The following is a 9,238-nucleotide window of genomic DNA, read 5'->3' as shown; positions in this document are numbered from 1 at the left end:
CTGGCTGGTGAAGGCGGCCACGTCGGCGCGGGCAGCGTCCACCGTGGTCTGGGTTTGCGCCAGCGTCAGGCCCGACGCGGCCCCTAGAGCATGGCTGCGCTGCGTCAGTTCGTACGATTTCTGGCGGCTGCGCAGGGTGTCTTGCGCCAGCTGCAGGCGCCGGCCATCCGCATCCAGCGTGAGCCAGGCGTTGGCCACCTCGGCCACCAGGCTCAGCTGCACGCTGCGGCGGCTTTCGGTGGTGCGCAGAAACTCCTGCAGCGCGGCCTCGTTGAGATTCTTCACGCGGCCGAACAGGTCGATCTCGTAGCTGCTGAATCCAAGCTGTGCGCTGTACTGGCTGCTGGTGGGCGAGCGGCCGCTGGCGGTCAGGTCTTGCGCGGTGCGGGTGCGTGTGCCGGCGCCGGTGGCACCGACGGCCGGATACAGGTTGGACTGCTCCACCCCGTATTGGGCGCGGGCCTTTTCGATGGCCAGCACCGCCACGCGCAGGTCGCGGTTGTTCTGCAGCGCAAGCGCCACCAGCTCGCGCAGCCGGGGCTCTTGCAGAAAATCCTGCCAATCCATGGGTCCGGCATCGGGCAGCGCGTTGCCTGCCGTGGGGCTTTCGCTGCCCGGCAGCGTGGCGGGCACGGCCAGCGCCGGACGGGCATAGTCGGGTGCCAGGTGGGTGCAGCCGGCCAGCGCCACCCCCAGCGCGGTGGCGAGCACTGCGCGGTGCGCGTGCCTCAAGGCATGGCATCGGATCACCGGCGTGTCGCGGCCTTCGAATGCCGCATGCAGCAGCGCACCGGGTTCGGTCATGGAAGGGGGGGCGGCTCATGCAATGCTCCCGGTTTCGCTCGCGGGGCGCTTTGCCGCGCGGTCGGCAAAGTAGCCTCGGATCAGCACAAAGAACACCGGTACGAAAAAGATGCCCAGCACGGTGGCCGACACCATGCCACCCAGCACCGCCGTGCCGATGGCCTGGCGGCCGCCGGCCCCCGCGCCGCTGCCCAGCGCCAGGGGCAGCACGCCGAAGCCAAAGGCCAGCGAGGTCATCAAGATGGGTCGCAGCCGCAGGCGCACTGCTTCCAGCGTGGCGTCCAGCACGTTGCGTCCGCGCTCCTGCAATTGGGTGGCGAACTCGACGATCAGGATGGCGTTCTTGGACGACAGCCCCACGGTGGTGAGCAGGCCCACCTGGAAGTACACGTCGTTCGAGAGCCCCCGAAACCCGATGCCCAGCAGCGCGCCCACGATGCCCAGCGGCACCACCAGGATCACCGAGAACGGCACCGACCAGCTTTCATACAGCGCGGCCAGGCACAGGAACACGAACAGAATCGACACCGCATACAGCAGCGGTGCCTGCGAACCCGAGAGCCGTTCCTGGAACGAGGCGCCCGTCCACTCATAGCCAATGCCCACGGGCATCTCCTTCATGATGTCGTCGATCGCCGCCATGGCGGCGCCCGAGCTGACCCCGGCGGCCGCATTGCCCACGAACTCGTAGCTGGGGCTGCCGTTGTAGCGTTGCAGCTGCGGTGAACCGTAGGTCCAGCGGGTGCTCGAGAACGCCGAGAACGGCACCATCTGCCCCTGGTTGTTGCGCACCGTCCAGGGCGCCACGTCCTGCGGCAGCATGCGGAAGGGCGCATCGCCCTGCATGTAGACCCGCTTCACGCGCCCCTTGTTGAGGAAGTCGTTGATGTAGGTGCCGCCCAATGCGCTCGAGAGGGTGTTGTTCACATCCACCGTGGCCAGGCCCAGGGCGCCGGCCTTGCTGTCGTCGATGTCCACGCCCAGCTGCGAGGTGTCGTCAAGGTTGGTGCTGCGCATGTTGGTGAGTTCGGGGCGCGCGGCGGCCAGGTCGAGCACCTTGTCGCGTGCGGCCACCAGGGCATCGTGGCCCAGGCCGTTGAGGTCCTTGAGCTGAAAATTGAAGCCTGCGTTCGCCCCCAGCCCGCGCACGGCGGGCGGCAGCAGCACGAAGATGCGCGCGTCACGGATGGCGGCCAGGTCCTTGGTGGCCTTGCGGGCAATGGCATCCGCGCTCTGGTCGGGGCGCTTGCGCTGGCTCCAGTTGGTCAGCCGCACGAAGCCGCGCGCCGAGCTTTGGTCGCCGCTGGAGCCGGTGATCGAGTTGAAGCTGATCACGTCGGGCTGGGCCGCAAAATATTTCTGCACCTGCGCCATCACGGCCTGCAGCCGCGCGTTCGACGAGCCCGGCGGCAGCGTGATCTGCACCGACACCGCACCCTGGTCCTCGTTGGGCAGGAACGACGTGGGCAGGCGCAGGAACAGCACCGCCATGCCGCCGCAGATCAGCAGGTAGACCAGCATCATGCGTTTGCCCCGGCGCACCACGCCTCCCACGCCGCGCTGGTAGCCATCGGCCGTGCGGTCGAAGCGGTGGTTGAAGCCCACGAAGAAGCGGTCGATCCAGCCGGCAATGCCCTTGCGGGGCGCACCAAACGGGCTGTGCTGGCCCTTGGCAATGGGCTTGAGCAGCGTGGCGCACAGAGCGGGCGTGAGCGTCAGGGCCACCAGCACCGACAGCACCATGGCCGAGACGATGGTGATGGAAAACTGCCGGTAGATCACGCCCGTGGAGCCGCCGAAGAACGCCATCGGGATGAACACCGCCGACAGCGTGAGCGCGATGCCCACCAGGGCCGGCGTGATCTCGGCCATCGACTTGCGCGTGGCCTCCTTCGGGGGAAGGCCTTCCTCGCTCATCACGCGCTCGACGTTTTCCACCACCACGATGGCGTCGTCCACCAGCAGGCCGATGGCCAGCACCAGGCCGAACATGGTGAGCGTGTTGATCGAGAACCCCGCCGCCGACAGCACGCCGAAAGTGCCCAGCAACACCACGGGCACCGCAATCGCCGGGATCAGCGTGGCGCGGAAGTTCTGCAAGAAGAGGTACATCACCAGCACCACCAGCACCATGGCCTCGAGCAGGGCCTTGACCACTTCTTCGATCGAGGCGCTCACGAACGGCGTGGTGTCGTAGCTGGTGAAAGGCTTGAGCTGGTAGGGGAAGAACGGCTGCAGCTCGGCGATCTTGGCGTTGACGGCATCGGCCACGGCCATGGCGTTGGCGCTGTCGGCCAGCACCACGCCCATGCCGGCGCCGGGCTGGCCGTTGAGGCGCGACGTGATGGTGAGGTTTTCCGCGCCCAGTTCGATGCGCGCCACGTCCTTCAGGCGCACAGCGGCGCCGTCGGCCGCCGACTTGAGGACGATCTGCTCGAACTCTTCCTTCGACTGCAGCTTGCTGCGCGCCGTGATGGTGGCGTTGAGCTGCTGCTCGCCCACGGCGGGCAGGGCGCCCAACTGGCCCGCCGAGACCTGCGCGTTCTGCGCGTTGATGGCGTTGCCGATGTCCGAGGGCATGAGGGCGTATTTCTCGAGCTTGGCCGGGTCGAGCCACACGCGCATGGCGTAGCCGGTACCCAGCGTGAGAACGTCGCCCACGCCGTCGATGCGGCTGATCACGTCCACCAGGTTGCTGGAGATGTAGTCACCAATGTCCACCTGCGTCACGCTGGGGTCGGGCGAGGTGAATGTGATGATCATCAGGTAGTCGCTGCCGCCCTTGGTGACGGTGACACCCCGGCTCTGCACGGCCGGCGGCAGGCGCGACATGGCCTGCTGCAGCTTGTTCTGCACCTGCACCTGGGCCACGTCGATGTTGGTGCCGGCGTTGAAGGTGAGCGTGGTGCGCGAGCTGCCCGATGCGTCGCTCGTTGAGCCCATGTAGATCAGGTTGTCGAGGCCCTTGAGCTGCTGCTCGATCACCTGCGTGACCGACTCTTCGACTGTCTTGGCGGATGCGCCGGTGTACACGGCGCTGATCGACACGCGGGGCGGCGCGATGTTGGGGTATTGCTCCAGCGGCAATGTCTTGATGGACATGGCACCGGCCAGCATGATGATGATGGCGATGACCCACGCGAAGATGGGCCGGTTGATGAAGAACTGTGCCATGGCGGACCGCCCCTCAGCGTGCGGCGGAGGCGGCCGATGCTGCCGATGCGGGGGCCGTGGACGCCATGGGCTTGGGCGCCACCTCGGTCGCCTTCACGGCGTCGCCGGGCTTGATGCGCTGGAAACCGTCCACCACCACGCGGTCGCCGGCCGCCAGCCCGCTGCTCACCTGCCAGCGGTTGCCCACCGCCGTGTCGACGGCGATCTTGCGCCGCTCGATCTTGCTTTCCGCGTTGACCAGCAGAACGCTGGCATTGCCCGCCGTGTCGCGGTTCACGCCCTGCTGGGGCACCAGCAGCGCCTGTTCGTTGATGCCGGTCTCCAGCACCGCGCGCACATACATGCCGGGCATGAGCAGGCCGTCGGGGTTGGGCACCACGGCGCGCAGTGTCACGGCGCCGGTGCCGGGGTTCACGCTCACGCCCGCAAACTGCAGCTTGCCGGGGTGGGGGTAGCGCGTGCCGTCTTCCAGCAGCAGGGTGATGGGCGCTTCGCCCCGGCCGCCTTTCTGGATGCGCCCGCCCGCCACGTCACTCTTGAGGCGCAGCACCTCGGTGCTGGACTGGGTGACATCCACGTACAGCGGATCGAGCTGCGAGATGGTGGTGAGCACCGTGGCCTGGTTGGCGGTGACGAGTGCGCCAGGGGTGACGGTGGAGGTGGCGGTGCGGCCCGCAATGGGCGCCTTGATGCGGGTGTAGCCCAGGTTGATGCGGGCGTTGTCGACCGCTGCGCTGGCAACGGCCAGATCGGAGCGGGCCTGCACCAGGGCCGCCTGGCTGTCGTCGTACACCTGCCGGCTCACCGCGTCGATCTTCACCAGCTCGGCATTGCGCCTGGCATTGACCTCGGCCGTGCCCACGCTGGCCTGCGCCTTGGCCAGCGACGCCTGCGCGCTCGCCAGCGCCACCTCGTAGCCTGCGGCATCGATCTGGTACAGCGGCTGGCCGGCCTTGACCTGTGCCCCTTCGGTGAACAGGCGCTGCTGCACGATGCCGCCGACCTGGGGGCGAATCTCGGCAATCAGGTAGGCGCTGGTGCGGCCGGGCAATTCGGTGGTGACGGTCTGGCGCTCGGGCTTGAGGGTGACCACGCCCACTTCCGCCGGGCCCTTGGGTGCGGCAGGTGGTGCCTTGTCGGAGCACGCCCCCACCAGCAACGCCAGCCCCACCAGCGCGGCCGAGGCCAGGCGGCGGGGCGGCGGGGGGGCGGCAGGGGGGAGGAACGGGGGAACGGCGTGGTGGCGGGCGGGGTGTCGGGGGGCAGAAGTGTCATGGGTGCGCGCAGGCCTTGGTTGTAAAACATTCTGACGCAAAAAGTAGGAGGAACATTGAAGACTTTGGCGCTCGGGGGAATGGCGCGCACGCAGCGCCTGCGGTGCTTTAATGCCATCGCGGCGAAGCCCGGCGCGGTGGGCGCGCCACGGGCCCATGCCGTCGCCACCCCTGATCTCCCAACGTGCCTCCAACGCTGCATCGTTTCCAACCCGGCATCACTGCCAAGCTGTTTCTGGCCGTGCTGGCCACGGCCGTCTTCGTGGTCGTGGCGATGGCGCTGGCGGCCCAGTGGAGCTTCAGCCGCGGGTTTCTGGGCTACATCAACGAGCTGGCCGGCGAACGGCTGGAAGCCGCGCGTCCACGCATCGTCCAGGCCTACCTGGCCCACGGCGCCAGCTGGGACTTCGTGCGCAATGACCGGCCCGGCTGGTTCCGGCTGTTCCGCCCGGCGGTGGGGACCGACGAGTTGCAGCCCAGCCTTGCCAACCCCGACGTGCGGCAACCCTCCGACCTCACCGGTGCGCTGTTGCGCGCCACCTTGCTCGATGCCGACATGCGGTTCGTCGTCGGCCATCCCGATGTGCGCCCGCAGTCGCCGCGCTGGCCTTTGAAGGTGCATGGGACCACCGTGGGCTGGGTGGCCATCGCGCCGTTCGAAACGGTGAGCGCCGCAGGCGATGTGCGGTTCGAGCGCAGCCAGTTCCGCGCTAGCTGGACCATGGGCGCGGTGTCGGTGCTGCTGGCGGCGCTGATTGCCCTGTGGACCGCGCGCGCCCTGCTGCGCCCGGTGCGGCAGGTGGCCGAGGCCACGCACCGGCTGGCGGCCGGCGACTACGCCACGCGCGTGAACATCGCCTCGAACGACGAGGTGGGGCAACTGGCGCGCGACTTCAATCGCCTGGCGGTGGCGCTCGAGCGCAACGAGCAGATGCGCCGCGATTTCATGGCCGACATCTCGCACGAGCTGCGCACCCCGCTGGGCGTGCTCAACGGCGAGCTGGAAGCGCTGGAGGACGGCGTGCGCCCCCTGACCCGGCAATCGCTGCAATCGCTGCAGTCGGAAGTGGCCACGCTCAACAAGCTGGTGAGCGATCTGTACGACCTGTCGCTGGCCGACGCCGGCGCCATGACCTACCGCACCGAGCCCCCTGGACCTGGCCGAGGTGCTGCAGGCCAGCGTGGCCTCGTTCCGCCCGCGCCTGGCCGAAGCCGGCATTGCGCTGGAACTGCGGCTGGATGCCCGCGCCCTCGTGGTGGCGGCCGATGCGCGCCGGCTGGCGCAGCTTTTTGGCAACCTGCTTGAAAACGCCGTGCGCTACACCGACGCTGGCGGCACGCTGCGCGTGCATGCGCGCTGCGAGGGCGAAACGGCCGTGGTGGAGTTCTGCGACTCGGCGCCCGGCGTTTCGCTGGAACACCTGCCGCGCCTTTTCGACCGCTTCTACCGCGTGGAAGCCTCGCGCAACCGCGCCAGTGGAGGGGCGGGCCTGGGCCTGGCCATCAGCCGCCGCATCGTGGAGGCGCACCACGGCGAAATCAGCGCGCAAGCCAGTGCGCTGGGTGGGCTGTGCCTGGTCATGCGGTTTCCGCGGCTGATCGCCAGCCCGGCGCAGCGGAAGGATGGCGCATGAGCGAGCCCGTTTCCGGTGCCGGCATCAGTGGAGTCAACGGCGCCCTGCCACCGCCCGCCCACATCCTGGTGGTGGAAGACGAGCCCAAGATGGCGGCGCTGCTCATCGACTACCTGCATGCTGCCGGCTACCGGGCCGACCGGCTGGCGGATGGCCGCGAAGTCGCTGCCTTCGTGCGGGGCAGGCAGCCGGATCTGGTTTTGCTGGACATCATGCTGCCTGGCCGTGATGGCTTCGAGGTGTGCCGCGAATTGCGTGGTTTCAGCGATGTGCCCATCATCATGCTCACGGCCCGCGCCGACGAGGCCGACCGGCTTGCCGGGCTCGATCTTGGCGCCGACGACTACATCTGCAAAACCCCCTTCAGCCCCCGCGAGATCGTGGCCCGCGTCAAGGCGATCTTGCGGCGCAGCCGGCGCGCGGATGCCAGCACGGCGCCTGAGGGAAAAGGGGCGGCCGCGCTGCACATCGACGCGGCGGCTTACCGCGCCACCTTCCGGGGCGTGGCGCTGGATCTGACGCCGGTGGAATTCCGGCTGCTGCGGTCGCTTGCGGCCGTGCCGGGCCAAGTGCTGTCGCGCGAGGTGCTGCTCAACAAGCTGCACGACGACCACCGCGCCGTCACCGACCGCGCCGTGGATGCCCACATCAAGAACCTGCGCCGCAAGCTCGAGCAGGTGGCGCCGGGCTGCGAGCCGATCCGGGCCGTTTACGGCGTGGGCTTTCGGCTGGAGCTTTAGCGGCCTGGCCGGTGGGGCATGCCTGCACGGATGCCCCGCTTTGCATCAAAGTTGTTGCTTCCGCTTATGGATAAAGCGCCAGCAGCTATTGAATTAATAGTGACTTGCGCCCGTGCCGGAATCAGACCGGTTTGTTCGAAGCAGTGGCTTCGTCCTCGTTGCGAAACCGCTGGAACAGCGTGGCCACGAGCGGGCCCGAGATGTTGTGCCACACGCTGAAAATGGCGCTAGGAACGGCCGCCAGGGGCGAAAAGTGCGCGGTCGCCAGCGCCACGCCGAGGCCCGAGTTCTGCATGCCCACCTCGATCGACAAGGCCTTGCGCTTGGACACCGCCATGCCGGTGAGCTTGCCCAGCCAGTAGCCCAGCAGCAGGCCCAGGCCGTTGTGCAGCACCACCACGGCAAAGATCATGAGGCCGCTGGTGGCGATGCGGGCCTGGTTGCCGGCCACCACCGCTGCCACGATGGCCACGATGGCGGCCACCGACACCAGCGGCAGCACCGAGACGGCCGCCTTCACCTTCTCGCGCAGCAGCGATTGCGCCAGCACGCCAAAGGCGATCGGCAGCACCACCACCTGCACGATGGACCAGAACATGGCCGAGGCGCTCACCTCCAGCCACTGGCTGGCCAGCAGGTAGATGAGTGCGGGCGTCACCACCGGGGCCAGCAGCGTGGTGACCGAGGTGATGGCCACCGACAGGGCCACGTCGCCGCGTGCCAGGAAGGTCATCACGTTCGACGCCGTGCCCCCGGGGCAGCAGCCCACCAGGATCACGCCCACCGCCACTTCGGGCGGCAGGTCCAGCACCTTCGACAGCACCCAGGCCAGGCCCGGCATGATGATGAACTGGCCCAGCACGCCGATGGCCACGTCCATCGGACGCCGGGCGACTTCCTTGAAATCGTCCTTCGAGAGCGTCAGGCCCATGCCAAACATGATGATGCCCAGCAGGGGCACGATGAAGGGGCCGATCCCCTTGAACAGGGTCGGCGCATAAAACGCCAGCACGGCGAACAGAAGAACCCAGAGGGCAAACGTTTTGCCAACGAACTGGCTGAGGCGGGCAATGGCCTGCATGGGGCATATCCTTGAAACGGGCACCCGCTGCGGCAACGCGGTGCCAGAGCACCACGCCGCGCACCGGCGTGCGGTGAGAAAAACGGGGAAGGCAGGGCGGTGCCTGCAAGGGCCGCGCGGTACGCGGCGGTATGACATGGCGGCGCCCGGTGAGCGGCATGCCTGGCAGCCACCGGGTAGGCAGCCGTCAATTTAAGGGTTAACCCTAATTGTAGGAAGAGGTAAAAGCCGTGTCCGCAGCTTGGTTGCTGTTGCGGCAAACGCCCTTCGCATTGGTACGCAAGGGCCATCGAATGGCATTAAGGGCTCCGGCGGGATTACCATGCCAGCGGGGCCACTGCCCCGGCTTTTTTCCTGAAAGGACGCCCATGAATGCCTCTGTCTCTCTTTCCGATGAACTGATGGCCCAACTGCAGGGCGCGCCGCTGCAGCACATGGCCAGCCAACTCGGCGCCACACCCGCGCAGACCGAAGAGGCCGTGGGTGCGGCGCTGCCGCTGCTGCTGGGCGCCCTGGGGCGTAACGCGGCGG

8 protein-coding genes are annotated in these 9,238 nt (G+C 68.1%); 4 read left to right on the top strand and 4 right to left on the bottom strand.

Annotated features, from left to right (window positions below; translation table 11 throughout):
- The 3 genes from ACDELDRAFT_RS15480 to ACDELDRAFT_RS15470 form a co-directional block, all read right to left on the bottom strand.
- Nucleotides 1-804, bottom strand: an 804-nt coding sequence (locus ACDELDRAFT_RS15480) for a TolC family protein (RefSeq protein WP_005798470.1), incomplete at its 3' end; no start/stop codon positions are given.
- A gap of 15 nt (nt 805-819) precedes the next feature.
- On the bottom strand, nt 820-3,978 hold the full coding sequence (locus tag ACDELDRAFT_RS15475) for an efflux RND transporter permease subunit (protein WP_005798469.1): 3,159 nt from the start codon (nt 3,976-3,978) through the stop codon (nt 820-822).
- Nucleotides 3,979-3,991: 13 nt separating this feature from the next.
- Nucleotides 3,992-5,410 (bottom strand): efflux RND transporter periplasmic adaptor subunit, encoded by a 1,419-nt coding sequence (locus ACDELDRAFT_RS15470; protein ID WP_005798468.1) that lies wholly within the window; start codon nt 5,408-5,410, stop codon nt 3,992-3,994.
- Between the two features lie 26 nt (nt 5,411-5,436).
- Between ACDELDRAFT_RS15470 and ACDELDRAFT_RS25775 the strand changes: the two genes are divergently transcribed.
- From ACDELDRAFT_RS25775 to ACDELDRAFT_RS15460, 3 genes are read left to right on the top strand one after another with little or no spacing between them, the layout of a single operon-like run.
- Nucleotides 5,437-6,558, top strand: coding sequence for a HAMP domain-containing protein (locus ACDELDRAFT_RS25775; RefSeq protein ID WP_005798467.1), 1,122 nt, complete (start codon nt 5,437-5,439; stop codon nt 6,556-6,558).
- Complete coding sequence (locus ACDELDRAFT_RS25140) at nt 6,506-6,886, top strand: ATP-binding protein (RefSeq protein WP_005798466.1); 381 nt, start codon at nt 6,506-6,508, stop codon at nt 6,884-6,886. The genes ACDELDRAFT_RS25775 and ACDELDRAFT_RS25140 overlap by 53 nt, the downstream gene beginning before the upstream one ends.
- On the top strand, nt 6,883-7,626 hold the full coding sequence (locus ACDELDRAFT_RS15460; protein ID WP_005798465.1) for a response regulator: 744 nt from the start codon (nt 6,883-6,885) through the stop codon (nt 7,624-7,626). Before ACDELDRAFT_RS25140 ends, ACDELDRAFT_RS15460 begins: the two co-directional genes overlap by 4 nt.
- Before the next feature lie 121 nt (nt 7,627-7,747).
- Here ACDELDRAFT_RS15460 and ACDELDRAFT_RS15455 read toward each other — a convergent pair whose 3' ends face one another.
- On the bottom strand, nt 7,748-8,707 hold the full coding sequence (locus ACDELDRAFT_RS15455) for a bile acid:sodium symporter family protein (RefSeq protein ID WP_005798464.1): 960 nt from the start codon (nt 8,705-8,707) through the stop codon (nt 7,748-7,750).
- Between the two features lie 368 nt (nt 8,708-9,075).
- On the opposite strand from ACDELDRAFT_RS15455, the gene ACDELDRAFT_RS15450 reads away from it, so the two are divergent.
- Nucleotides 9,076-9,238, top strand: a 163-nt coding sequence (locus tag ACDELDRAFT_RS15450) for a DUF937 domain-containing protein (RefSeq protein ID WP_005798463.1), incomplete at its 3' end; no start/stop codon positions are given.

Origin of the sequence: Acidovorax delafieldii 2AN (genome assembly GCF_000175235.1) — a bacterium.
Classification (GTDB): domain Bacteria; phylum Pseudomonadota; class Gammaproteobacteria; order Burkholderiales; family Burkholderiaceae_C; genus Acidovorax; species Acidovorax delafieldii_B.
The sequence above is the reverse complement of the archived record's forward strand: the minus strand, read 5'-3'. Positions and strand labels throughout refer to the sequence as shown.